17 protein-coding genes are annotated in these 23960 nt (G+C 70.0%); 6 read left to right on the plus strand and 11 right to left on the minus strand.

Going from position 1 to position 23960, the window contains the following annotated elements; all coding sequences use genetic code 11:
* The first annotated feature begins 63 nt into the window (after positions 1 to 63).
* The 5 genes from NCG93_RS16065 to NCG93_RS16085 are packed head-to-tail and all read left to right on the plus strand — an operon-like array spanning position 64 to position 8245.
* Positions 64 to 1455, plus strand: coding sequence for an ABC transporter substrate-binding protein (locus NCG93_RS16065; RefSeq protein ID WP_194412767.1), 1392 nt, complete (start codon positions 64 to 66; stop codon positions 1453 to 1455).
* Positions 1452 to 2417 carry a carbohydrate ABC transporter permease gene (locus tag NCG93_RS16070; protein ID WP_194412768.1) on the plus strand — a complete coding sequence of 322 codons (966 nt, stop codon included), beginning with the start codon at positions 1452 to 1454 and terminating at the stop codon, positions 2415 to 2417. The genes NCG93_RS16065 and NCG93_RS16070 overlap by 4 nt, the downstream gene beginning before the upstream one ends.
* Positions 2414 to 3337 carry a carbohydrate ABC transporter permease gene (locus NCG93_RS16075; RefSeq protein WP_194412769.1) on the plus strand — a complete coding sequence of 308 codons (924 nt, stop codon included), beginning with the start codon at positions 2414 to 2416 and terminating at the stop codon, positions 3335 to 3337. Before NCG93_RS16070 ends, NCG93_RS16075 begins: the two co-directional genes overlap by 4 nt.
* Before the next feature lie 37 nt (positions 3338 to 3374).
* Positions 3375 to 5210, plus strand: a complete 1836-nt coding sequence (locus NCG93_RS16080; protein WP_206687290.1) for a glycoside hydrolase family 3 protein — start codon at positions 3375 to 3377, stop codon at positions 5208 to 5210.
* Between the two features lie 53 nt (positions 5211 to 5263).
* Positions 5264 to 8245: an alpha-mannosidase gene (locus NCG93_RS16085; protein ID WP_241741578.1), complete on the plus strand. Its 2982-nt coding sequence runs from the start codon at positions 5264 to 5266 to the stop codon at positions 8243 to 8245.
* Here the strand turns inward: NCG93_RS16085 and NCG93_RS16090 are convergent.
* The 11 genes from NCG93_RS16090 to NCG93_RS16140 all read right to left on the minus strand — a co-directional run bounded on the left by NCG93_RS16090 (position 8229) and on the right by NCG93_RS16140 (position 22883).
* Positions 8229 to 9407, minus strand: a complete 1179-nt coding sequence (locus NCG93_RS16090) for a dienelactone hydrolase family protein (RefSeq protein WP_194412771.1) — start codon at positions 9405 to 9407, stop codon at positions 8229 to 8231. The two genes, NCG93_RS16085 and NCG93_RS16090, sit on opposite strands and share 17 nt — an antisense overlap.
* Before the next feature lie 10 nt (positions 9408 to 9417).
* Positions 9418 to 10320 (minus strand): sugar phosphate isomerase/epimerase family protein, encoded by a 903-nt coding sequence (locus NCG93_RS16095; protein ID WP_194412772.1) that lies wholly within the window; start codon positions 10318 to 10320, stop codon positions 9418 to 9420.
* Positions 10317 to 11534 carry a dihydrodipicolinate synthase family protein gene (locus NCG93_RS16100; protein WP_194412773.1) on the minus strand — a complete coding sequence of 406 codons (1218 nt, stop codon included), beginning with the start codon at positions 11532 to 11534 and terminating at the stop codon, positions 10317 to 10319. The genes NCG93_RS16095 and NCG93_RS16100 overlap by 4 nt, the downstream gene beginning before the upstream one ends.
* A 13-nt stretch (positions 11535 to 11547) precedes the next feature.
* A complete protein-coding gene (locus tag NCG93_RS16105) occupies positions 11548 to 12750 on the minus strand; it encodes a Gfo/Idh/MocA family protein (RefSeq protein WP_194412774.1) in 1203 nt (400 codons plus the stop codon).
* Between the two features lie 97 nt (positions 12751 to 12847).
* On the minus strand, positions 12848 to 15061 hold the full coding sequence (locus tag NCG93_RS16110) for a beta-galactosidase (protein ID WP_252787581.1): 2214 nt from the start codon (positions 15059 to 15061) through the stop codon (positions 12848 to 12850).
* A gap of 287 nt (positions 15062 to 15348) precedes the next feature.
* A complete protein-coding gene (locus tag NCG93_RS16115; protein ID WP_194412775.1) occupies positions 15349 to 16632 on the minus strand; it encodes an ABC transporter substrate-binding protein in 1284 nt (427 codons plus the stop codon).
* A gap of 39 nt (positions 16633 to 16671) precedes the next feature.
* On the minus strand, positions 16672 to 18804 hold the full coding sequence (locus NCG93_RS16120) for a beta-galactosidase (protein ID WP_194412776.1): 2133 nt from the start codon (positions 18802 to 18804) through the stop codon (positions 16672 to 16674).
* 58 nt (positions 18805 to 18862) lie between these two features.
* Entirely contained in the window at positions 18863 to 19510 is a 648-nt protein-coding gene (locus tag NCG93_RS16125) for a hypothetical protein (RefSeq protein WP_194412777.1), read from the minus strand.
* Between the two features lie 74 nt (positions 19511 to 19584).
* Entirely contained in the window at positions 19585 to 20511 is a 927-nt protein-coding gene (locus NCG93_RS16130; RefSeq protein ID WP_194412778.1) for a carbohydrate ABC transporter permease, read from the minus strand.
* The gene (locus NCG93_RS16135; protein ID WP_194412779.1) at positions 20508 to 21506 is read right to left on the minus strand and encodes a carbohydrate ABC transporter permease; all 999 of its coding nucleotides are present in this window, start codon (positions 21504 to 21506) and stop codon (positions 20508 to 20510) included. The genes NCG93_RS16130 and NCG93_RS16135 overlap by 4 nt, the downstream gene beginning before the upstream one ends.
* Before the next feature lie 75 nt (positions 21507 to 21581).
* On the minus strand, positions 21582 to 22883 hold the full coding sequence (locus NCG93_RS16140; protein WP_194412780.1) for an ABC transporter substrate-binding protein: 1302 nt from the start codon (positions 22881 to 22883) through the stop codon (positions 21582 to 21584).
* 414 nt (positions 22884 to 23297) lie between these two features.
* On the opposite strand from NCG93_RS16140, the gene NCG93_RS16145 reads away from it, so the two are divergent.
* Positions 23298 to 23957 carry a YesL family protein gene (locus NCG93_RS16145; protein WP_194412781.1) on the plus strand — a complete coding sequence of 220 codons (660 nt, stop codon included), beginning with the start codon at positions 23298 to 23300 and terminating at the stop codon, positions 23955 to 23957.
* Positions 23958 to 23960 lie beyond the last annotated feature (3 nt).

The raw sequence follows: 23960 nt of genomic DNA on the forward strand, positions 1-23960 counted from the left end.
ATCCTCTGATCCCGCCGTCCGCGAAACCGCGGCATCGCCGCACCTGTCCCTATCGGAGGAAACATGCACCAGCGAACGCGCCGGCTCCTCGCCGCGCTCATCACTGTTCCGCTGCTCGCAGGCACAGCGGCCTGCAGCAGCACGTCGGGCGGCGACCCCGACCCGACCACCGCCGGTGAGCCCGAAGACGTGACGATCACGATCATGGGCAAGCCGGCGGCGACGAACACCGCCGCCCTCGCCCTTTTCGAGCGCCAGGTCGAGGAGTTCCAGGAGGCGAACCCGCACATCACCATCGAAGCGTCCGATGTGCCGTGGGACGCCAAGACGTTCGCCACGCGGCTCGCGGGCGGCAGCGCGCCGACGCTGCTTCGCGTGCCCCTCACCGAACCCCCGGCGCTCATCGAACGCGGGCAGGTGGCAGACCTCTCCGACGTCACCGGCGAGATCGAGGGCTTCGACGAGCTGAACCCGCGCGTCATGCAGTTCCTCGAGCGCGACGGCGCCGTCTACGGCATCCCGGAGAAGAGCTACGCGTTCGGCCTCGTCTACAACCGCGACCTCTTCGAGCAGGCGGGGCTCGACCCCGACTCGCCGCCCACGACGTGGGACGAAGTGCGCGACTACGCCGCGCAGATCTCCGAGAAGACCGGAAAGACCGGCTTCGGCGAGATCAGCACCAACAACAGCGGCGGCTGGCACTTGACGGGCTACACGTACACCAACGGCGGCTCGATGATCGAGCAGGCTGAGGATGACACATGGTCGGCGTCGTTCGACGACGATGCCGCACGCGATGTGCTGGAGCTGTGGAAGCAGATGCGCTGGGAGGACGACTCGCTCGGTGACAATGTGCTGGGCAAGCAGGAGGATCTGGTCGCGGACTTCACGGCGGGGAATGTCGGCATGTGGGTCTCCGCACCGCCGGACGTCTATCCCAACTACATCGCCCAGGGTGGGGACCCGGAAGCGTTCGGAGCCGGACCCATGCCGCAGGGCGGTGCGGATGCCACTCTCGCCGGCGCCACGGTGCTCATGGTGAGCGCCACCGCCACCCAAGCCGAGAAGGAGGCCGCTGTGAAGTGGATCGAGTACCGGGCGCTCCGCCCGAACTACGACTTCGATGTGGCTGCCGAGACCGCGGAGGCGTCGGCTGCCGACGGGCTGCCCGTCGGTGTACCGGTGCTGCCGATCTTCAGCGACGAGACCTATGCCGCGTATCGGGACGCGATCGACGAGTTCGTGAACGTCCCGGTCGAGAACTTCGCACCGTACGTCGCGTCGCTCTCCGAGTTCGAGTATGTTCCCGAGCCGGTGGTCGCGTCACAGGAGATTTACGCCGCGCTCGATCCGGTGGTGCAGGCCGTGCTCACCGATCCGAACGCCGACATCGACGCTCTTCTGGCGGACGCCGAGAGCCGCGTCGACACGATCCTGGCGCAGCACGCGTCATGACGATCGCTCCCGAGCGCCTGGGCGGCACGGTCACACACCGTGCCGCCCCGGCGGGCGGCCGGACCGGCCGGGTGCCCCGCCGCGCGATGTCGATGCGCCACCGTGCGGCCCTGGCGGCGCTGGTCTTCCTGCTGCCGGCGCTCGTGGTGTTCGCCTACTTCGCGTGGTGGCCGATCGCGCAGAGCGTGCTGCTGGCCTTCCAGGAGACCAATCTCGTCACGCCCGCCGAATGGGTCGGATGGCGCAACTTCGAGATCCTCTTCGCCGACCCGCTCCTGCCCAAGGCCGCGCTGAACACGCTGTGGTTCACGGCACTCTCGCTGGCGATCGGACTGCCGATCCCGCTCCTGTGTGCCGTGCTCATGTCGGAGCTGCGCCACGGCGGCACCGCGGCGAGAGTGCTCGCCTACCTTCCCGTCGTCATCCCGCCGGTGGTCGCGGTGCTGCTGTTCCAGGTGTTCTTCGCCCCGGGAGAGGCGGGAGTGGCCAACAGTCTGCTCGCCCTCGTCGGCCTCGGCCCCCTGCCGTGGCTGCAGTCCGCGGAACTCGCGATGCCGAGCCTCGTGATCGTGGCGACCTGGTCGGGCGCCGGCACCGCCATCCTGATCTATCTCGCCGCCCTCACCGGCGTGAGCACCGAGCTGTACGAAGCCGCCGAGCTCGACGGGGCCTCGGTGTGGCGGCGCGTATGGCACGTCACGCTGCCGCAGATGCGCGGCGTCATCCTGATCCTGCTGCTGCTGCAGATCATCGGCGCCATCCAGGTGTTCACCGAGCCCTATGTGATGACCGACGGGGGACCGGCCAATGCCACCGTCACGGTGATGCTCATGATCTACCGCTATGCGTTCCTGTTCGGCAACTACGGCGTCGCCACCGCTTTGAGCGTCCTGCTGGCGATCGTCCTGGTGGTCGTGTCCGCCGTCTATCTGCGCCTCACGCGATCCTGGAGCACCCGATGACCGCGCCCCTCCTCACCGCGCGCCGACGGCGTGCCCGCACCGAGCCGCGGGACCGCGGCATCCTCTCCGCGCACGACTGGCGCCGCCCTGCGGTCGGCACCGGATGGCGGCTCGTGCACATCGTGCTGTTCGCCGGGCTGATCGGTTTCGGCGCGATCCCACTGGTATGGATGCTGCGGGCCGCGATCTCGACGACCAGCGACCTGGTGAACCGGCCGCTGAGCCTCATCCCCGAGCCGGCGCTGTGGGAGAACATCCCGACGGCCTGGAACCTGCTCGACATCGGCCAGTACCTCGGCAACACCGTCGTGCTCGTGCTGGGCTCCTGGGTCGTGCAGCTCGTGGTGTCGACCACCGCCGGGTTCGCCCTCGCAGTGATCCGGCCCTGGTACGGCCGGTTCGTCTACGGCGCCTTCCTGGTCACGCTCTTCGTGCCGGCCACCGTCACGCTCATCGCGCTGTACCTGACGGTGCTCGACCTCCCGCTCCTCGGGTTCGGCATCACCGATACACCCTGGGCCGTGTGGCTGCCGGCGGGAGCCAACGCGTTCACGATCCTTCTCGTCAAGCAGTTCTTCGAGGAGATTCCGCGCGAGCTCTTCGAGGCCGCACAGATCGACGGCGCCGGCTGGTTCACCGTCTTCTGGCGGATCGTCCTGCCGATGTCGCGGCCGATCATCGCGGTGGTCTCGCTGCTGGCGATCATGTCGGCCTGGAAGGAGTTCCTCTGGCCGCTGATCGTGCTGACGGATCCTGAGACCCAGCCCTTGGCCGTCGCGCTGCCCCGCCTCGCGCAGGCTACGAACCCCGCGTATCTGATCTCGGGGCTGCTCATCGCCAGCATCCCTCCCATCATCATCTTCCTGATCTTCCAGCGGTCGATCGTCCGGGGGATCGGCTTCACCGGTCTCAAGGGCTGAGACGCTGCCCCCGCTTCTGTCCGTAGAAAGGACTTCCTTGGCTGCGCCCGTTCCCATCGCGATCCCTTGGCGAGACCTCAACCGCAACGGCATCCTCGATCCGTACGAAGATCCTCGCCTCGATCCGGCGGCACGGACCGCCGACCTCCTCGGCCGTCTCTCGATCGAGGAGAAGGTCGGGCTGATGTTCCACACGGTCATCGAGAGCGGACCGAATGGAACGCTCCTGGATGCGCCCGGCGCGCTGAGCAAGTCCTCGACGCGCACCGTCGTGCTCGAGAAGCACCTCAGCCACTTCAACGTCCATGCCCTGGGCTCGGGACGGGATGCCGCACGGTGGGCGAACGCCCTCCAGCGGCTCGCGGAGCAGACACCCCACGGCATCCCGGTCACGATCAGCACCGATCCGCGCCATGCGTTCATCGAGAACGCCGGCACGTCGTTCACCGCCGGCGCCTTCTCCCAGTGGCCGGAGCCGCTCGGCCTTGCCGGACTGGACGATGACGACATCCGTGCGTTCGCCGACATCGCGCGCCGGGAGTACCTCGCCGTCGGCATCCGGATGGCGCTGCATCCGCAGGTCGATCTCGCCACCGAGCCACGGTGGGGTCGTCAGCTGCACACGTTCGGCGCGGACCCGGATCGCACCACGAGAGCGCTCACCGCCTACATCGAGGGGTTCCAGGGGCCCGAGATCGGTGCGTCGTCGGTCGCCTGCGTGACCAAGCACTTCCCCGGGGCGGGCCCCCAGCAGGACGGCGAGGACGCGCATTTCCCCTACGGCCGGGAGCAGGTCTATCCCGGCGGCGCGTTCGACCTGCACCTCGCACCCTTCCGCGCGGCCGTCGCGTGCGGCACCGCGGGAATGATGCCGTACTACGGCATGCCCGTCGGTCTCGAGCTCGACGGCGAGCCGGTTCCGCCGGTGGGCTTCGGATACAACCGCCGCATCGTCTCCGATCTGCTTCGTGAGCAGCTCGGCTTCGACGGCCTGGTGGTGACGGACTGGGAGCTGGTCAACGACAACATCGCCCACGGGCAGGTGCTTCCGGCCAAGGCGTGGGGCGTCGAGCACCTGACTCCGTCGGAGCGGATGCTGGCGATCCTGGATGCCGGGTGCGACCAGTTCGGCGGCGAGGAATGCGTCGATGTCCTCTGCGAGCTCGTTCGCGACGGTCGCGTGCCGGAGTCGCGGATCGATGCGTCAGCCCGCCGGATCCTCGAGCTGAAGTTCCGTCTCGGTCTGTTCGACGATCCCTTCGTCGACGAGGACGAGGCCGAGCGGCTCGTCGGCAATGCCGGGTTCCGCGCACTCGGGTTCCGCGCACAGGGCGAGTCGCTCGCGGTGCTTCAGGACGACGGACGGATGCTGCCGCTCGAGGCGGGTGCGCGCGTCTACGTCGAAGGGCTGTCGCGCGCAGCAGCGGCGGCACTCGGAACCGTCGTGGACCGTCCGGCGGAGGCCGATCTCGCTGTGGTGCGCCTCGCCGCGCCGTACGAGCCGCGCGACGACCTGCTGTTCGAATCGCTGTTCCATCAGGGATCGCTGGAATTCCGTCCGGGGCTCCTCGCCCGTCTCGCCGGCATTGCGGCCGACGTGCCGCTCGTGGTCGATGTGGCATTGGAGCGTCCGGCGATCCTTGAGCCGCTGGCCCGTATCGCATCTGTTCTCACGGCGAGCTTCGGCACCAGTGACGAGGCGTTCGTCGCCGCGCTCACCGGGGTCATCCACCCTCGGGGCAGCCTGCCGTTCGAGATACCGCGCTCGATGGAGGCGGTGCGTCGATCGAGGGAGGACGTGCCGCACGACACCGTGGACCCGCTGTTCGCGTTCGGCCACCGCGTCGTCGTGTCCGCTGTGGCCAGCCGATGAGGCGTGGCGGATGGCGGACCGACCCGGAGCGGGTCGCGGAGCGGCTCGACAGGATGGTCGGTGAGTCGCTGGCGGGAGCCGTCCATGCCCGCACGGCGCCGCTCGAGCTTCTGGGGTGGGAGGCGCCTGGAGAGCCCGTCCCATTCGCCGATGCGGCGCGACAGCGGTACACCCCGTTCGCGGTCGGCGACCCGTGGGGGCGGCCGTGGAGCACGCTGTGGCTGCACGTGCGGGGCGCTGTGCCGGCGGAATGGCCGGTGGACGCCCGCCATCGCCCCGAGATCGTCATCGACCTGGGTTTCGACGGGCTCATGCCCGGGTTCCAGGCGGAGGGTCTCGCCTTCCGGCCGGACGGCACCGTCGTGAAGGCTGTGTCACCGCGGAACTCGCACCTGCCTGTCCTGGGCCGAGAGATCGACTACTTCCTCGAGCTCGCGGGAAATCCGGGCATCCCGCCGGAATCGCACTGGCGGCCGACGGCCCTCGGCGACAGGGCGACGGCGGGCCTCGGGCCGCTGTACCGGCTGCGGCGGCTCGAGATCGCTCTCGTCGACATCGCCATCTGGGAGCTGCTGCAGGACATCGAGACTGTCCGCGGTCTCGCGGCGCAGCTCCCGGCGAGCGGACCGCGCGCGCTCCAGCTGTGGAGCGCGCTCGACCGGATGATGGACGAGGTCGATCCGGACGACATCGGCGGCAGCGCGCTCGCCGCCCGCCGTGCCCTCGCGCCGGCTCTCGCGGCCCCGGCGGCGGCCAGTGCACACACCGTGCTCGCGACCGGTCACGCGCACATCGACACCGCGTGGCTGTGGCCGGTGCGCGAGACCGTCCGCAAGTGCGCCAGAACGTTCTCGAACGCGCTCGCACTGATGGACGAGCATCCCGACTTCCACTTCGCGTGCTCCTCGGCACAGCAGCTGGCATGGGTCAAGGAGTCCTATCCGGAGCTGTTCGCCCGCATCCGCGAGAAGGTCGCATCGGGTCAGTTCGTTCCGGTCGGCAGCCAGTGGGTCGAGCCCGACACGAACATGCCCGGAAGCGAAGCCACGGTACGCCAGCTCGTGTACGGCAAACGGTTCTTCCTCGAGGAGTTCGGCGTCGAGACACGTGAAGTGTGGCTGCCTGACACGTTCGGCTACTCAGCAGCGCTCCCGCAGATCATGAAGCTCGCCGGCGTCGACTGGTTCATGACGCAGAAGATCTCCTGGAATCAGACCAACGCGATGCCGCACCACACCCTCGCCTGGGAGGGCATCGACGGCACGCGGATCTTCGCGCACTTCCCGCCCATCGAGACCTACAATGCCGAGCTGTCCGCGGCGGAACTGGCACACGCCGAGCGCACCTACCGCGATCACGACGCGGGCACGATCTCGCTCGCACCGTTCGGCTGGGGCGACGGGGGCGGCGGGCCCACGCGCGAGATGCTCGCCGCTGCCCGCCGTCAGGCGGATCTGGAGGGGTCGCCCCGCGTGCGCCTGGGAACGCCCGGCGACTTCTATACGGCTGCCGTCCAGGAGGTGGACGAACTCCCGGTCTGGCGCGGCGAGATGTACCTCGAGCTCCACCGCGGCACGTTGACCAGCCAGTTGCGCACCAAGCAGGGCAACCGTCGATGCGAGGAGCTGCTGCACGAGGCGGAGCTGTGGGCGACCACCGCCGCCGTTCAGGCGGGGACCGCGTATCCCTACGACGCACTCGATCGCCTGTGGAAGCGGGTGCTGATGCTGCAGTTCCACGACATCCTGCCCGGCAGCTCGATCTCGTGGGTGCATCGTGAGGCCGAGGCCGATCACGCAGCCATCGGACGGGAGCTGGACGGCATGGTGGCGGCAAGCCTCGATGCTCTCCGCGTCGCCGGTGAGGACGAGCCGCTGCTGTACGCGAATGCCACTGCGGTGCAGCTGTCCGGAGTGCCCGCGCACGCGGTCGCGGAATCAGCTCGGCCGGCAGGAGCTGCACGGCTCGAGGAGACGGCCGACGGGTGGGTGCTCACGAACGGCATCGTCCGGGCGGTCGTCGACCGGCGCGGACTGCTGGTGTCGCTGCAGGGGCCGGACGGACGCGAGGCGATCCCGGCCGGCGAGGCGGCCGGGCTGCTCCGGCTGCACCGGGATGCGCCGGGAAAGTGGGACGCCTGGGACATCGAGCGCCATGACCTCGGTCACGCCGTCGACCTCGCGGACTTCGAGCAGCTCAGCGTCGTCATGGAGGACGGCGTCGCCGTGGTGTGGTGCGTCCGGGGTTTCGGGTCTTCGTCCGTCACACAGGAGCTGACACTGGCGCCCGGACGGGCGGCTGTCGACATCGTCCTCGACGTCGACTGGCAGCATCGTGGGCGCCTGCTGAAGCTGGTGTTCCCGCTGGACGTCCACGCCGAGGAGACGCGCACCGAGACCCAGTTCGGCCACCTTGCGCGGCCCACGCACGTGAACACCTCCTGGGATGCGGCGCGGTTCGAGGTGTCCGGACAACGCTGGATCCACGTCGGCGAGGCCGGCTACGGCGTCGCCATCGCCAACGATTCCACGTACGGGCACTCCGTGGAGCGGCGGACCAGATCGGACGGCGGGACGACGACGATGATCGGGATGTCGCTCATCAGAGGCCCCCGCTTCCCCGATCCGGATGCCGACCGCGGAAGGCATCGGGTGCGGTTCTCGCTGCGCCCGGCGGCGAGCGTCGCCGATGCGCGTGAAGAGGCGCTTCGTCTCGCTCATCCGCTGCGTCCGGTGCGGTCGTCGCGCCCGATCCCCGCACTCATCGCCTCCAGCGACCCGCATGTTCTCATCGAGACGGTGAAGCTCGCCGATGACCGCAGCGGCGACGTCGTGGTGCGCCTCTACGAGGCATCCGGGGGTCGACGGCGGACGACGGTCCGCGCTTCGTTCCCTGTTGCCGATGTCCAGCGCACTGACGTCCTGGAGCGCTCGCTCGACGCACCGCTCGCGGCAGCGGATCCCTCGACCGTCGAACTCGTACTCCGACCCTTCGAGATCGTCACGCTGCGGTATCGGGTCACGCGGAACGGATGAGCGCCCCTGCGAGGAATTCGCGCGCCTCGTCCTGCATGACGGCCGTGAACTCGTGCCCGGCGTCGTGCCAGGCTGCGGTGTAGCGGGCGTCGATCAGGGTGCGGAGCCGGGTATCGGCATCCGTCATTCCCTGCGGAGGGAAGAGCTCGTCGTGCCGGCCGTACTGCACGAGCACTCGGCGACCGAGGGCGGCGAGATCGGGCAGGTCGAAACGAGCGGCGAGACCCGGGCTGTGCAGCAGCCACGAGTGGGTGTCGAGGTAGTCGGGCACCAGCGAGGCCGTGGTCGCCATCATGCCGGAGACGACGGATGCCGCGACCCGGCCGTCGAGCGCGGTCACGAACAGGGCCCGTCCGCCGCCGCCCGAGAAGCCGACAGCACCGAGGCGCGCGCCGTCGACGCCCGGCCAGTTCGCCAGTACGTCGAGCGCGGCCAGGTCGTCGGTGGCGACGGCGCCGGCGAACGTGGTGCCCAACGCGCCCGCCGCCTTCGCGATGCCGTACTCGTGCAGCGACGAGAGCTCATCGAAGCGCTCGTCGGCCGAGAGCGTCTCGTCGCGCTCGCGGTGCAGGGCGTCGAGGGCCGCGCCCAGCCGGGCGAGCACCGCAGGCGGCGCCGACAGATCGAAGGCGCGACTGGCCCACGAGAACGCATCGGGCACCAGCACCACGAAGCCGTCGCGGGCGAGATCGTTCGCAGGCGTGCGCCCGCCGTAGCAGCGTGCGCGAAGGCGGGCCGCCGACGGATGAGGCGCCCGGCCCGTGTCGACGAGCTGCTCGGCACCGGTCGACCGCACGCCGCCGTGGGCGTGCAGGGCGAGCACCCCGGGAAGCTCGGCGGCGCGCTCGGCAGGGTTGAGCAGGTAGGCCCGCGTGCGTGGACCGAAGCCGAGCGACCACGTCAGTTCGCGACCCTGCACGCCGTCGACGACCCACTCGCGCTCGATGCGCACGTCGGCGGCGGTCGCGCCGCGGACGCCCAGCACCTCGACCAGAGCATGGCGGTCGGCATCGCTGCCGCGGTCGGCGCCGGCACCCGGTGACGAGGCCGCGTCGCTGACGGCCGTGACCGCTTGGCCGTCGGAACCGCGCGGCACGAACGCCGGAGCGCCCGCGAGGTACGCCGGCCAGTCGGCGTACCCCGCGAGCGCTCCGGTGCTCATCGAGGCGCGCTCAGCTCGCGACGCGGGCGCGCAGATGCGGTGAGACGGATGCCGCGAACCCGGCGGCCGTGCGCTGCACGGCGACGAGCGGGTCGGTGGCCCAGATCTCCTCGTTGAAGATCTCGACCTCGATGTCGCGGTCGTACCCCGTCGCCTCGACGGCGGCGGTGAGCGAGGCGAAGTCGATGACGCCGTCGCCGGGGTAGTGGCGGGCCAGCAGCACGTCGGCCGGGAGCGGGGTCTTCCAGTCGCACACCTGGTACGTGGCGATGCGGCCCTCGCGGCCGGCGCGTGCGATCGAGGACAGCACGTCGGGGTCCCACCAGATGTGGAAGGTGTCGACGGTCGCGCCGACGACGGCCGGGTCGAAGTCCGCGGCGATGTCGAGCGCCTGCCCGAGCGTGGAGACGACGCAGCGGTCCGACGCGTACATCGGGTGCAGCGGCTCGATGGCGAGCGTCACACCGGCGGCTGCGGCATCCGGAACCAGCTCGCCGATCGCATCGCGCACGCGCTCGCGGGCGCCCACCAGGTCGCGCGATCCTTCGGGCAGGCCGCCGGCGACGAGCACGAGGATCGCGGTCGAGCCCTCGGCTCCGGCAGCGGCGAGCGTCGCGGCCTCTTCGATCGCGACGCGGTTGTCGTCGATCGACGCCCGGCGGGCCGGGCCCTCGGGCATCGTGAAGAAGCCCGAGCGGCAGTGCGTGGTGAAGCGCAGCCCCGAGTCGGCGAGCATCGACGCCGCGGTGGCGAGGCCGACCTCCTGCACGGGCTCGCGCCACAGGCCGATGGCCTCGACGCCCGCCTCGGCCGTCACGCGCAGCGCGGTGGCGAGGTCGGCGTACTTGATGGTGGCCTGGTTGATCGACAGGCGCGGGTCGACACCCGGTCCCTGAGCTTGTCGAAGGGTCATGCGATCACTCCCGGTACGTCGATGCCGTTGTGGCGGAGCATCCCGTGCCAGCGGATCGCGGCGAGCTCGGGATGCTCGAGCGCGAGGGACGCGTTCGCGAGCTCGACGATGCGCGACAGGTGCGGGAGGCTCCGCGCCGAATGCAGGCCGCCGACCATCTGGAACGCGGACTGGTGGCCGTTGAGCCACGACAGGAAGGCGACCCCGGTCTTGTAGTAGAACGTGGGCGCGGCGAAGACCTGGCGGCTGAGCTCCTCGGTCGGGCCGAGGATCTCGAGGTAACGTGCCGGATCGCCGGCGTCCAGCGCCTGGATCGCGGCCGAGGCGACCGGCGTGATGGCCGCGAAGGCGCCGAGCAGCGCGTCGGAGTGCTGGCGAGCGCTCGCCGCGTCGCGGTCGGGCTGCGTCGCTTCGGGAACGTCGGCGCCGCCGATCAGCCCGACGTAGTTGAAGTCGTCGCCGGTGAACATGCGCACGCCCTCGGGAAGGCGCTCGCGCACCGACACCTCGGAGGCGGCATCCAGCAGGCTCATCTTGACGCCCGCGACCTTGTCGACGTTCTCCTCGATGATCTCGAGCAGCACCGCCGACGCGTCGCGCCAGTCGGGTGAGCCGAAGTAGCCCTCGAGCGACGGGTCGAAGGCGGTGCCGAGCCAGTGCAGCACGACGGGCGTCGTGGCGGAGCCGAGCACCTCGCGGTAGACCCGGCGGTAGTCGTCGGCCGACGCCGCGGCGCGGGCGAGGTGGCGCGAGGCCATGAGCACCGGACCGGCGCCCTGCTCCTCGGTGAAGTGGAGCTGCTCCTTGTAGGCGTCGATCACCTCGTCGATCGAGATGCCCTCCGCCTCGACGTGGTCGGTGTTGACCCCGACGACGACCGACCCGCCCTCTTCGCGGGCGACCTGCGCCGACCGTGCGATGAGCTCGCGGGTGGCGGCGGCGTCGAGACCCATGTTCCGCTGGGCGGTGTCCATGGCGTCGGCGACGCCGAGTCCCCACGAGTACACGGCGCGGCGGAAGTCGAGGGTGGCGTCCCAGTCGACCTCGGCCGGTCGGCCCGGGGTGTTGTCGGCCCAAGTCTGCGGCACGACGTGCGCGGCGGCGTAGGCGACCCGGCTGCGGAGCGGGTCCCCGGGCTTGGTGTAGCCCGGGGACTCGTTCAGCTCCGCCGTCGAGGTGGCGCCGTCGGATGAGAGAAGTGTGAGCTGCGGCATCCGTCGATCCTGCTCAGTCCAGCGACAGGGCGGGCAGCTCGACCTTGCGGCCCTCGCGGCTCGACTGCAGACCCGCCTCGGCGAGCAGCACGCCGCGGGCGCCCGAGAGCAGGTCGAACGCGTACTCGGTGCCGAGCACGTACGACTCGAGGAACTCCTCCCACTGCTGGCGGAAGCCGTTCTGGAACACGTCGTTGGTGGGCACGTCGGCCCAGTCGGCGTCGTAGTCGTGGTCGTCGGCGAGGTCGGGGTTCCAGACCGGCTTCGGCGTCGCGTTGCGGTGCTGGATCTTCGCACCGAACAGGCCCACGACGGCCGAGCCGTGCGTGCCGTCGACGTGGAACTCGACGAGCTCGTCGCGGTTCACGCGCACGGTCCAGGACGAGTTGATCTGGGCGACGATGTCGCCCTCGAGCTCGAAGATGCCGTAGGCGGCGTCTTCGGCGGTCGCCGTGTAGTGCTCGCCGTTCTCGTCCCAGCGGTCCTGGATGTGCACGGCTGCCTGCGCGTAGACGGTCTTGACGTCGCCGAACAGGTTCTCGAGCACGTAGTTCCAGTGCGGGAACATGTCGACGATGATGCCGCCGCCGTCCTCGGCACGGTAGTTCCAGCTGGGCCGCTGTGCGGGCTGCCAGTCGCCCTCGAACACCCAGTAGCCGAACTCGCCGCGCACCGACAGGATGCGGCCGAAGAAGCCGGAGTCGATGAGCCGCTTGAGCTTCTGGAGCCCCGGGAGGTAGAGCTTGTCGTGCACGACGCCGGTCTTGACACCGGCCTCCTGCGCGAGCTTGGCGAGCTCGAGCGCCTCCTCGACCGTCTCGGCGGTGGGCTTCTCGGTGTAGATGGTCTTGCCGGCGGCGATCGCCTTGCGCAGGGCCGAGGCGCGCGCCTTCGTGACGAGGAAGTCGGCGTAGATCTCCCAGCGCGGGTCGGCGAGGGCGGCGTCGAGGTCGGTGGTGTAGTCCTCGATGCCGTGCTGGGCGGCGAGGTCGGCGAGCTTCGCCTCGCTGCGGCCGACGAGCAGCGGCTTGACGGTCACCTTCGTGCCGTCGGCGAGTTCGATGCCGCCCTGATCGCGGATCGCGAGGATCGAGCGCACCAGGTGCTGGCGGTACCCCATGCGGCCGGATACGCCGTTCATGATGATGCCGATCTCGCGCACCTGCGGACGAGCGGATGCCTCGGCCGGGGCCGGAGCGAGTGTCGTGTCGGTCATGGGGGTCCTGCTTTCTTCTCTGAAGGCCTGTGTGGTTCCCGGTCTCGGAGCACGAGCTGGGTAAACGCTTTCCAACAGTCTGACACGGGAGGAAGCGTCATGCAAGCGCTTCGGGCCAGAGCGCGCGCTGGCTGATCTCCACGGCGTCGAGCGCGCACAGCGCATCCGTCGCGGCGGCCAGCCGTGCAGCGGCGTCGGCGGGAAGGTGCACGGCGCTCTCGCGCCGGAGCGGCAGCACATGAAGCTCCACGCGGGACGACGCCGAGACGCCGATGTCGCGCAGGTTCACGACGAGGTCGGAGCCGTCCCAGAACCGGTCGGTCGCGGTCACCCCGTCCACGCGCAGCTGCGCGACGTCTCCCGCCCAGGCCACTCGCACCACCGCGTCCTCGTCCACCCACCCGGGAACCTCCAGGCGGTACACCGCCGCGTGCTCCTCCAACACCGCGTCGTCGGGGGCGGCCGGCCGACCGTCGCGCGACCCGTACTCTCCGGACGGCGTCGACGCCGCTCGCACGAGTGAGACGTCGACGGATGCCGCATCCCCCCGCTGCCCGGTCACCGCACGCGCTGCGCGAGCGACGCCGCTGACGTGCTCCCACACGAGCTCGCGCCAGGCGCCGCCGGCGTACTCGCGCACATCGGGTGCCGCTCCGCCGGCGCGCACCGACACGCGGCCCGCGGCATCCCACGTCACCTCGTCCCGGCTGAGCAGGACCCGGCTTTCTCCGCCGTCCGCGTCGACGACCCAGAGGTGCGCGGCCTGCGACGCGGGAACGACGAGCACGTCGAGGGCCGCGCCGTGCGACTCCTCGATGCGCAGGGGCGACGGTCCCGGTGTCACGCGGTGGGCGAGGCCGTCGTGCACGATCTCGACCGGGATGCCGGCGTCTTCCACCAGCACGAGCGTCGGAGGCGAAACGGATGCCGCAGCCCCGGGCAGCACGGTGAGCGCCGAGGCGGTGGCCGAGTCGATCGTGACGCCAGCCACCTCGAGACCGAGCGGCCAGCGTGCGAGCGTGCCGGGCGGGATGTCGAGGGGCGTGCTCGGCAGCGTGACGGCGCCGCGGGTGGTCTCGATGCGGAACTGCGCGCCGCGGTACGTCGGCAGTGGCACGTGCGGCTGATGCCGGCCGATGAAGACGAAGCCCGAGCCGTCGTCGGCGCGCACGGCCCAGCGCAGGGTCGCGGCATCCTCGACTCCCGTCGGGCGCTTCTCCGGGAGGTGCGCCGGCATGGGCGCGACGCGCTCGCCGAACGCCTCGATGAAGGCGTGCTGCAGCCGCAGCGCCGCGTGGCTGGGGGCGGCTCGGCCGGACTCGCCGATCGGTGCGTGGAAGTCGTAGCTCAGCCGCGTCATGTCGTTGGGGTAGCCGGTCGACTGCGTCTCTTCGAGACCTGGCCCGGGGTTCGTGCCGCCCGCGTACATGTAGAAGCCCTGCCACGCCGACCCGCTGCCCAGCTTGGCGTGGGCGACCGCCGCGATGTCGAGGGCGTCCGGCCGGGGCCGGCGGTGGTACGCCGTTGCCATGCCGCCACCCAGTTCGCAGGTCGCGGGTGGGAACCACGGCGACAGCTCGGCACGGCGCGCGGTCGCCGCGTCGCCGGCACCACGCACATCGGCGCCGATGCCGGGGTCGTCCCACGTGTCGGAGAAGAAGTAGTGCGCGCGGAACGTCGGATCCCAGGGCTCGGCCGGATCGACCCAGAATCCGTCGCCGTAGCCGCCCCACAGCGGCAGCACTTCGGGGTCGGGAAGATCGGCTCCTCCCCAGGCGGTCGCCGTCCAGAGCGGTGCCGACAGTCCCGCCTCCCGGGCGAGGCGCTTGAGCGTCACGAGGTGGCCCGGCTGGTCGTACAGCTCGTTCTCGAGCTGGATCGCGAGCACGGTGTCGGGTCGGCAGCGCCCGTCGAGGGCGCGGGCGAGCTGCCCGAACCACTCGCGCACGAGGTCGAGGTAGGCCGGGTCGTCGGTGCGGTGCTGCACGCGCGCGTCCTGCACCCAGTCGGGGAACCCGCCGTTGCGCATCTCGCCGTGCACCCACGGACCGAGGCGCAGCACGAGCTCGAGCCCCTCGGCGCGCACCGCGTCGACGAAGGCGCCGACGTCGAAGCGCCCATCGAACCGGGCCTGACCGCGCACCGGCTCGTGGTGCAGCCACGGCACGTACGTCGACACGACCGAGACGCCGCCGGCGCGCATGAGCCGAAGTCGCTGGGTCCAGCGCTCGCGCGGAACGCGCGTGTAGTGCAGCTCGCCCGACACCGGCAGCCACGGCCGCCCGTCGCGCATCAGCGCGCGACTGCTCACGGACAGCCCTGGCCGGGCGTCTTCGGCATTCGCCATGGCGGGCCGGCGCTCTGCGCGGCCGGGTCGGGTGGCGTCCACTCGCAGCATCCGGGGTTCCAATCAGGGGATCAGGGGAGGAGATGCGAGGAGCGGAGGAGGTTTTCGCGGAGATCAGCCCTCCGCTCGTCACATCTCCTCCGCTCGTCGCGGTGGTCACGCACGCCGCGCTGCGCTCCGCAGTCACAATCCGCCCGTTGGTTCCCGGTGCGGGACGGCCGAATGCGGCTGCGGAGCGATCAGCGTGTGCCTCAGCCGAGGATGGCGTCCGCCTCGGCGAAGAACTGCGACACCGCGTCGTCGACCGACAGGGCGCCCAGGCCGATCGACTTGCCGAGGTCCCAGAAGGTCTGCTCGAGCGAGCCGTAGCCGACGACGGGCACGGGCGGGGCGTCGCCGATGCGGTCGGCAGCGGACTCGATGTAGTCGGCGACCTGCTTGTCGGGGCCCTCGAGGGCCGCGCCCTCGAGCTTCGACGAGGACGCCGGGAAGCCGAGCGTCGTGCCGAAGATCTCGCCGGCCTCGGGGCTGTTCACGACGAAGTCGAGGAACAGGGCGGCCGCCTCGGGGTGCTCGGTCTTCTTCGCGATCGCGACCTGCAGGCCGGCCTGGCGGTAGAGGTCCTTCGAGCCCTCCTTCGCCGTGGGCGGCGCGACGATCGAGATCGACGAGGCGCCCGAGTCGGCGAGGTAGCCGCCGAGGAAGTTGCTCCAGCTCATCTCGCTGGCGGTCGCGGCGGCGGCGAAGCCGGACTTCGGAGAGAGCTCCTCGAGCTTCTGCTGCGGCACCGTGACGCCGTCGCGGATCTCGTCGCCGGACTCCCAGAAGTCGCGCAGCTCGTCCTCGGTGAAGCCGAGCTCGCCGTCGTCGGTGTACAGGTTGCCGCCGTTCGCGCGGAGCACCATCTCGAACACCTGGATGCGCTGGGTGTAGTCCGTCCCGCCGTAGACCGCACCGCCGGTCGCGTCGGTGACGTCGGCCATCCAGTCGTCGAAGTCGGCGAAGCTCGTGCCGGCCTCGGGCGCCTCGACGCCGGCCTGGGCGACCAGATCGTCGTTGACGAAGTTCGCCCACAGGCTGTAGCCGGTGGGAAGGGAGTACTGCACGCCGTCGAGCGCGCCCGTGCCGAGCAGCGACTCGTCGAACGTCGTGGTGTCGATGTAGTCCGACACCTCGGCGAGGTCGAGCAGGTTGCCCGACTCGCCGTACTGGCGCAAGTAGCTGTCGGAGAACTGGAAGACGTCCGGGAGCCCGCCGCTCGCCGCCTCGGTCTGCCGCTTCTCCCAGAAGCTGGGGAAGTCGGTGAACGAGGCGTTGACCGTGATGTTCGGATACTCCTCGTTGAACGCGGCGATCAGGTCGTTGTACCGGGTGGCACGGTCGTCGTTGCCCCAGAACGCGAAGTCGAGCGTGACCTTCTCGTCGGGATCGAACGTGGCGGCTTCGTCGGGCGCGCCGCCGGCGCAGCCGGCGAGGACGAGGGCGGCGCTCGCGGTCAGGGCGGCTGCCGCGAACAGGGTGCGGGGTGCGGGCATGTGAGGCTCCAGTCGTATCGAGGTGGCAGGCGGTGCGGGTCAGGGGAGGGGAACGGTGGCCGCTGCGGGCATCACGTCCGCGACCGGGGCAACGGAAGGATCGGCGCCGGGCGAGGCGGCGACGGGTGCCGTGACGAACGCGACCCCCTGCGTCTCGAGCACGACGCGGTCGACGGCGACGCCGGTCTCGGCATCCGTTCCGTCGATCGCGATCTCGACCCGCGTCTCGCCGTGGTTGATGAGCGTGACGAGGTCGCCGCGGCGTGCTGCCTCGACGCCGGCGGGCAGTCCCTCGACGACAGGACGGACTCCGGATGCCGCCACCACCGTCGCCACGACCGCGCCGAGTGCATCACCGGCGCTGCCGGTTGCAGGCCCGCCGCTCACCGGGACGCTCGCGACGTACCAGGCTTCACCCGCGCCGTAGCGGTGACGGGTGAGGGCGGGTGATCCTGCGCGGGGGCCCGAGTCGAATGCTGCGACGACGTCAGCGCCGGTCGCGTGGACGTGCTCTGCCACCAGGCGGCTCCGGTACACGGCGCCGTCGAGTCCGAAGGTCACCGTGCCCTCCGCTGCGGCGCGGCGCGCCGCCAGCACGGCGTCGGGGCTGAGCGCACCCACACCGGCGGCGCCCGCCGCCGAGCCCGCCAGCGCGCCGAAGTCCTCGAAGCGCAGGCCGAGCACGGGGCCGAGCTGCGTCAGGAATCCGCCGTCGCGGAAGTGGTCGTGCTCGTCGACGATGTCGGTGAACGGACCGGTGAGGAGCGTGCCGCCGTCGTGGACGAAGCGGGCGAGCGCCGCGGCGCCGTCGTCGCGGAGGAGATAGAGGGCCGGGGCGACCACCAGGCGATACGTGTCGTCGACCTCTTCGGGGCCCACGATGTCGACCTGGATGTTGCGGGCGTGGAACGCGCCGTACCACTCGAGCACGAGGGCGAGATAGTCGACCTCGGTCGGGTGGTCCCGCTCCTCGACGGCCCACCAGTTCTCCCAGTCGAAGACGAGGGCGACCTGGGCGTCGCGGCCGGGCGCCGGCAGCTCCGGCAGCGCCGCCAGGCGTGCGCCGAGCTCGGTCACCGCGTCCCAGGTGCGGGTGTCGGTGCCGGCGTGGGGGAGCATCGCCGAGTGGAACTTCTCGCTGCCCGCGCGGGACTGCCGCCACTGGAAGAACATGATGCCGTCGGCGCCGCGCGCGATGGACTGCGCGGTCTCCGCCACCAGCGCCCCGGGCAGCTTGCCGGCATTCGCGGGGCGCCAGTTGACGGCATCCGTCGCCTGCTCCCACAGCAGCCACGGCACGCCGGGCTTGAGCGAGCGGATCAGGTCGCGCTGGAACGCCGCGTCGCGCACGCGGTGCGGGTTCGCGGGATCGGGGTAGCAGTCGTCGGCGATGACGTCCATGAACGGCGCCCACCGGCGGTAGTCCGCGGGCTTGAAGGGGCCCATGAAGTTCGTCGTGATCGGCTGCGTGGCACCGGCCTCGAGCAGGATCTCCCGCTCCATCAGGTAGCACTCGAGCAGCATGTCGCTCGTGAAGCGCCGCCAGTCGAGCATCGACGACGGGTTGTGGCTGTACGGGGCGAGCCGCGGCGGGAAGATCTCGTCGAACGCGCCGTACCGCTGCGACCAGAAGCTGGTGCCCCACGCGTCGTTCAGCGCGTCGACGGTGGTGTACCGCTTCTCGAGCCATTCGCGGTACGCGTCGCGCGCGGCATCCGAGAAGTCCATCCACAGGTGGCAGCCGAACTCGTTGCCCACGTGCCACATGACGACGCCCGGGTGGTGGGCGTAGCGCTCGCCGAGGCGTCGCACCAGCTCGCCGGCCAGGCGGCGGTAGATCGGCGACGACGGCGCGAAGTGCTGGCGGCTCCCCGGCCAGTACGACGCGCCCGACTCATCGGCCGGAAGCGTCTCGGGGTAGCGGGCGCTCACCCACGGCGGGGGAGAGGCGGTGGCGGTCGCGAGGTTCACGGCGATGCCGCCTGCGTGGAGCTTCTCGATCACGGTGTCGAGCCAGGCGAAGTCCCACACGTCCTCGGCGGGCTGGATGCGCGACCAGGCGAAGATGCCGAGGCTCACGATGTTGACACCGGCCTCCTGCATGAGGCGCACGTCGTCGTCCCATACCTCTTCGGGCCACTGGTCGGGGTTGTAGTCGGCGCCGTACAGCACGTCGAGCTCCTGGTTCTGTCGTCGGTGGCAGGTGAGCGTGTGGTCTATCGGGAGCGGATCAGCGCCGGCCGCGGCGTGCCGGGATCGCCATCACCGCGAAGGCCGCGCAGCCGAGCCCGGCGACGATCAGCGGTGTCAGCATCCACGTCACGACGACGACGAGCACGGCCGCCGCGGCGAGGTACAGGGCGCCGATCGGGTCGGACGTGAGGGACGACGGGATGCCGTGGACCGCCGCCCGCCAGCCGCGTTCCGGCGTCCACGCGCCACAGGCGAGGAGCAGTGCGACGGCCGCGGTGAGCAGGCCGGCCCAGCCGATCACGGCCACCACGGGCCCGCCGGGCAGGGCGCCCGAGTTCGCCAGGTCGATGTCGAGCAGCAGCAGGATCGCCAGCGCGACGCTCGCGACGCCGACCACGATGCCGCCGGGCAGGGCCGTCCACCAGTCCCGCCAGAACGTCTTGGCATGGGACTGCTCGGCGTCGACATAGCGGCGGAGATGGCGGATGCCGGCGGCCAGTGCTGCGGGGAGGGTGACGACGAGGATGCCGGCGACGGTGACGAGCAGCCCGGTCAGGAGCACCTCGCCGAACAGTGCGAAGGCGCCCTTCGCGCCGGGATAGCGGGCCGGGTCGCGCTCCTCGAGCGTGGGTCCGCTCCCGGATGCGTCCGCGCGGCGCGCGGCGCGGAGTTCTCTGCGGCTCATGTGCGGCGGCATCCCTTCTCGTCTGTCGGTTCTCGTCTTGCGGCGGTGTCGGCTGGCGTGGGGCGGGTCGCGACTCAGCCCTTGAGGCCCTGGGTGGCGACGCCGTCGACGAGGAAGCGCTGGAAGACGAGGAAGAACAGCAGGACCGGGAGCAGTGCGACGAAGCTCGCGGTGACGGTCGCGCCGTAGTCCGCACCGCCGGAGGACGCGTCGTTGTAGAGGCGCAGGGCGATCGGCAGCGGGTAGTTCTCGGGGCTCGTCAGGTAGAGGAGCGGTCCGAGGAAGTCGTTCCACGCCCAGATGAACGCGAAGATCGAGCACGTGATGAGCGCCGGCTTGATGAGCGGGAGCATGATCGACCAGAAGATGCGGATGTGCCCGGCGCCGTCGATGCGCGCGGCTTCGTCCATGTCGCGCGGCATCTGGCGGATGAACTGCACCAGCAGGAAGACGAAGAACGCCTCCGTCGCCAGGAACTTGGGCAGGATCAGCGGGATGAAGGTGTCGACCCAGCCGAGGTTGTTGAAGAGGATGTACTGCGGGATGATCACGACGTGGAACGGCAGCAGCAGCGTGCCGATCATCGCCGCGAACAGGATGCCGAGGCCCTTGAACTGGATGCGGGCGAAGGCGTAGGCCGCCAGTGACGACGAGATCAGGACGCCGACCACCGAGGAGGCCGCGATGATGAAGCTGTTCAGGAAGAACCGCCACATCGGCACGCCGGCGATGCCGTCGGCGACCTTGAGGTAGTTGGCGAACGTGGGGTTCTCGGGGATCAGCCCGGGGTTCTGACCGAATTCGCTGTTCGGCTTGAAGGTCGACAGGAACAGCCACAGCAGCGGATAGAGCACGATCGCGGTGACGGCGATGAGCACGATGAACCAGATCACCGTCTGCCACGTCTTGCGCTTCACGCGCCGGCGGGGGGTGGTCGGAGCGGTGTCGAGCTGGTGCTCGAGGGTCTCGATGGCGGGTTCGCCGAAGCTGGTGGAGCTCATCGGTTGTCTCCCGAGTAGTGGACCCAGCTGCGCTGGGTGCGGAACAGGATCAGGGCGATGACGGCGACGACGATCAGCAGCACCCAGGCGATGGCGGCGGCATAGCCCATCTGCCCGTCGCTGAAGCCGCGCTTGTACATGTACACGGTCACGAAGTTCGTCATACCGGCCGGGCCGCCGGTGCCGTTGCTGATGATGTAGGCGGCCGCGAACACCTGGAACGCGCCGATCAGACCGAGCAGCAGGTTGAAGAAGATCACCGGACTGAGCATCGGCAGCGTGACCGCGCGGAACCGGTGCCATGCCCCGGCGCCGTCCATCTCGGCGGCCTCGTACAGCTCCTTGGGGATCTGCTTGAGACCGGCGAGGAAGATGACCATCGTCGCGCCGAACTGCCAGACGTGCAGCAGGATCATCATCGGCAGGACCAGCGCCGGGTTGCCCACCCAGCCGCCCAGGTCGATGCCGAAGAACGAGAGGCCGGAGTCGACCGGGCCGTCACTGGCGAACATCGCCCGCCACACGATCGCCACGCTGACGGATCCGCCGATCAGGGACGGCGCATAGAAGGACGAGCGGAAGAACGCGGCACCGCGATCGCGGTAGTTCAGGAGCATCGCCACGCCCAGCGCGGCGGCCAGGGTGATCGGCGTGCCGACGATCACGTAGACCAGGGTGATCTGCGCGGACTGGATGAACGCCGGATCGTTCGTGAACATTCGGATGTAGTTGTCCAGGCCGATCCACTTCGGCGGCGAGAAGATGTTGTAGCTCGTGAAGGACAGGTACAGCGAATACGCCATCGGGATCAGCGTCAGCCCGAAGAATCCGACAAGCCACGGGATCAGGAAGCCGTAGCCGGCCAGGTTCTCGCGCACCGCGCGGCCGCGTGCGCCGGGACGCGCCAGCGGGCCTTCGGGACGGCCCCGCCGCAGCAACGATCGACGCGACGACTTCTCACCGGTGACGATCACACGGGTAGCAGTTGTACTCACGAGAACACTTCCAATGCACGAAGGAGGGTCGAGGGGTCCCGGTCCGGGCGCTTGCGCACCCGGACCGGGGGAACGTCACTGGTTGAGGACGACGTCCATCTCGGAGAAGAACTGATCGACGGCGTCATCGACCGACATCGTGCCGAAGCCGAGCTCCTTGCCGATCTCGAGGAACTTCTGCTCGAGAGTGCCGTAGCCGTTGATCGGGACGGGCGGGGCGTCGCCCAGGCGGTCCGAGATCGATGCCTCGTAGTCCTTGATCTGCTGGCTGATCGGGTCGAGGTTCGCGGCCTCGAGCGCCGTCTCCGACGCGGGCAGGCCCCGGTTGGTGCCGAAGATCTCGCCCGACTCCGGGCTGTTGATGAGGAAGTTCACCAGGGTGGCCGCGGCCTCGGGGTGCTTGGTCTTGGCGGAGACCGCCTCGAGCATGGACGGCTTCAGATACAGATCCTTGGCGCCCTCCTCGGTGACCGGCGGCGCGATGAGGTTCAGCTCGGTGAAGCCCTCGCCGAGGTTCGCGAGGTAGCCGGCGCCGAAGTTGTCCCAGGTCAGCTCGCTCGCGGTGAGGCCGGCGTCGAAGCCGGACAGGGGCAGCAGCTCCTCCGCCTTCTGCGCGGGGAGGCCGATGCCGTCGCGCGTCGCGTCACCCTGCTCCCAGAACTCCTTCAGGTCGTCCTTGGTGAAGTTCGCCTCGCCGTCCTCGGTGAAGAGGTCCTCGCCCTTCGCGCGCTGCTGCACTTCGAAGTTCTGGATGCGCCCGGTGTAGTCGGTGCCGCCGTAGATCGCCCCGCCGCTGGCGTCGGTGATCTCGCCCATCCAGTCGGTGTAGTCCTCCCAGTCGCCGCCGGCGAAGTCGTCGACGCCGGCTTCTTCGAGCAGCTTGGGGTTGGTGTACAGGCCCCACGCATTCGTCGATGTCGGGATGGCGGTCGTCTTGTCGTCGACGACGCCGATGCTGAGGATGTTCTCCGGCAGCGGGTCCGTCTCGATGATGCCGCCCAGGTACGGGTCGAGGTCCAGCAGCAGCCCGTTCTCGGAGTACTGGCGCAGGTACGAGTAGTCGAACTGCATGACGTCCGGCAGCCCGCCGCCCGCCGCCTCGGTCTGCCGCTTCTCCCAGTACTCGGGGAAGGCGAGGAACGACGTGTTGACCGTGATGTTCGGGTACTCCTCGTTGAAGGCCTCGATCACCTGGTTGTACAGGTCGGCCCGCACGTCGTTGCCCCAGAACGACATGTTGAGGGTGACCTTCTCGTCCGGGTCGAACGTGGGGGTCCCGCCGGGGGTCTCGCTGCTCCCGCCGGCGCAGCCGGCGAGCACCAGGGCGGCGCCGGCCGCGATCGCGGCTGTGGCGAGTGCCCGCTTCTTGCTGAACATCCTTGTCCTCCTTAGGAACGTCTGCGTTCGCTGTCCGCGTGCAGACCTACGTCGTCTGGGTGTGCGGGTGGGCGCATCCGGGTCTGGGTGATGTGTGCTGGAAAGCGCTTGCCCGCTACGGTACCCGCTCTAAAAACGTTTCGCAAGGCATCCTCTCGACGAATTAGAACGATTCAGTAACGAGGAGACCGCGCATTCGAGATCGGAGGGGTGTCGAATGCCGCTGTCGGCCTTCCACCGCGCGGCGCCGATGTCCGCGTGGGCTGCGAAACGTTTCTGAGATTTGCATGAGACGTTTCACTTTCGGGCGGTGAACGAGTTGACTCCGCCAGGGGAGGCGGTTACGTTACTCGTGGCTCGGGCGGGAAAACGTATTCCGGCACGAGCGCTCTCGCCCACAACGATGGAGATGTGATGACGAACTCTGCGTCAGCCATGCCGACGTGGGCCCTCCGTGCCCACGCCGTCTTCGAGTGGGTGTGGTGGATGGCGTACGTGAACGTGCTCTGGTGGGTGTTCGTCCTCGCCGGCGGTGTGGTCTTCGGGATCGTCCCCTCGAGCACCGCCGCCGCCGACCTGACACGGCGCCGCCTGCGCGGCGACGTGTTCCCGGTGGCACGGAGCTTCGCCACCGCGTGGCGCCGCGATCTGCGGACGTCGAACCTCGCGCTCGGTCTCGGATTCCTCGTGACCGGGATGCTGGCGGTCGGCGTCGCCGGCCAGCTCGCGGCCGGCGCCATCGGCTCGGCGCTCGGCATCTCGACGATCGTCGCGCTGGTCGCAGCGTTCGCCATCACCGCGGTCTCGGTCCCGCTGTACGTCCACTACGAGCTGCCGCTCGGCGCCTACCTCGTGACGGCCAGCCGGTGGGCGATGCGAAACATCCTCCATGTGGTCCTGCTGGTCCTGGGTGCCGTCGCGATCGCGGGCGTCGCCAGCATCCTTCCCGGAGTCGCCCCGTTCCTGACGGTGGGCGCGTGGCTGACCCTCAGCACGGCCCTGTGCATCGCCTTCTTCACTGCCAACGACCGTGCTCTCGCTGAGCGTGCCGCCGCGGCATCCCCGTCTTCCTGATCC

Origin of the sequence: Microbacterium yannicii, from assembly GCF_024055635.1 — a bacterium.
In the GTDB taxonomy this organism is placed as follows: domain Bacteria; phylum Actinomycetota; class Actinomycetes; order Actinomycetales; family Microbacteriaceae; genus Microbacterium; species Microbacterium yannicii.

Coding starts and splice junctions, on each gene's coding strand:
- NCG93_RS16140 (WP_194412780.1), bottom strand. CDS start 22,883: ATGTTCAGCAAGAAGCGGGCACTCGCCACAGCCGCGATCGCGGCCGGC.
- NCG93_RS16125 (WP_194412777.1), bottom strand. CDS start 19,510: ATGAGCCGCAGAGAACTCCGCGCCGCGCGCCGCGCGGACGCATCCGGG.
- NCG93_RS16145 (WP_194412781.1), top strand. CDS start 23,298: ATGACGAACTCTGCGTCAGCCATGCCGACGTGGGCCCTCCGTGCCCAC.
- NCG93_RS16095 (WP_194412772.1), bottom strand. CDS start 10,320: ATGACCCTTCGACAAGCTCAGGGACCGGGTGTCGACCCGCGCCTGTCG.
- NCG93_RS16105 (WP_194412774.1), bottom strand. CDS start 12,750: ATGACCGACACGACACTCGCTCCGGCCCCGGCCGAGGCATCCGCTCGT.
- NCG93_RS16100 (WP_194412773.1), bottom strand. CDS start 11,534: ATGCCGCAGCTCACACTTCTCTCATCCGACGGCGCCACCTCGACGGCG.
- NCG93_RS16130 (WP_194412778.1), bottom strand. CDS start 20,511: ATGAGCTCCACCAGCTTCGGCGAACCCGCCATCGAGACCCTCGAGCAC.
- NCG93_RS16090 (WP_194412771.1), bottom strand. CDS start 9,407: ATGAGCACCGGAGCGCTCGCGGGGTACGCCGACTGGCCGGCGTACCTC.
- NCG93_RS16085 (WP_241741578.1), top strand. CDS start 5,264: ATGGTCGGTGAGTCGCTGGCGGGAGCCGTCCATGCCCGCACGGCGCCG.
- NCG93_RS16075 (WP_194412769.1), top strand. CDS start 2,414: ATGACCGCGCCCCTCCTCACCGCGCGCCGACGGCGTGCCCGCACCGAG.
- NCG93_RS16070 (WP_194412768.1), top strand. CDS start 1,452: ATGACGATCGCTCCCGAGCGCCTGGGCGGCACGGTCACACACCGTGCC.
- NCG93_RS16115 (WP_194412775.1), bottom strand. CDS start 16,632: ATGCCCGCACCCCGCACCCTGTTCGCGGCAGCCGCCCTGACCGCGAGC.
- NCG93_RS16065 (WP_194412767.1), top strand. CDS start 64: ATGCACCAGCGAACGCGCCGGCTCCTCGCCGCGCTCATCACTGTTCCG.